Annotated in this window: 1 protein-coding gene; it reads left to right on the forward strand. The window is 68.1% G+C overall.

Features of this window, described 5'->3' with window-relative positions:
• Positions 1 to 854, forward strand: an 854-nt coding sequence (locus EN780_RS35650; protein ID WP_133372929.1) for a WD40 repeat domain-containing protein, incomplete at its 5' end; no start/stop codon positions are given.
• Positions 855 to 856 lie beyond the last annotated feature (2 nt).

Below are 856 nucleotides of genomic sequence, written 5' to 3' on the forward strand. Positions count from 1 at the left end.
CGCCGTCGCCGCTGCCGACCCAGGCTGAGGGCCACCGCGACGCCGTCGTCTGGCTGGCGGTCTCGCAAGACGGGCGCGAGGTGATGAGCGCCAGCACCGACCGCATGATCAAGCTCTGGGACATCGACAGCAAGCGGCTGATCCGCAATCTGGGTGAGCACAAGGACATGGCGCGCACGGCGCTGTTCATGCCCGACGGCAAGACGGCGCTGACCGCTGGCGACGACGGCGAGATCGTGCTGCGCCAGCTTGCCGACGGCGCCGTGCTGCACGTCTTTTCCGCCGGCCAGAACGGCGGCGTCAGGAACATGGCGATCAGCCCCGACGGCAAGCTGGCCGTCAGCGGCCACGACACTGGCGCCGTCATCGTCTGGGATCTCGAGAAGGGCGACGTGCTGCACGTGCTGCCCGGCCATGACTGGTCGGTGAGCTCGGTCGCCGTCTCGCCCGACGGCACGAAAGCCCTGTCGGGCAGCATCGATGGCGAGCTGAAACTCTGGGACATCGTTTCGGGCAAGCAGCTGCGCAGCTGGCACGGGCACGAGCAGGGCGCCTATGGCACCCTCTTCACCGCCGACGGGCACCATGCGATCACTGGCAGCGGCGACTATACGATCAAGCTCTGGGACCTCGACAGCTTCAGGGAAGTGCGCCGCTTCGAAGGCCATTCCGGCACCGTCTATGAGATCGCGCTGTCCGCCGACGGCAAGCGGCTGGCATCGGTCTCGCTCGACGGCACGGCGCGGATCTGGGACATGGACACCGGCAATCAGATCGCCGAGTTCGACCCCGGCACCGGCCCGATCTATGCGGTCGCCTTCGCCGCCGGCCAGTCGCGGATGGTGCGGTCGTAGCC

Origin of the sequence: Mesorhizobium sp. M4B.F.Ca.ET.089.01.1.1 (genome assembly GCF_004022605.1) — a bacterium.
Classification (GTDB): Bacteria; Pseudomonadota; Alphaproteobacteria; order Rhizobiales; family Rhizobiaceae; genus Mesorhizobium; species Mesorhizobium abyssinicae.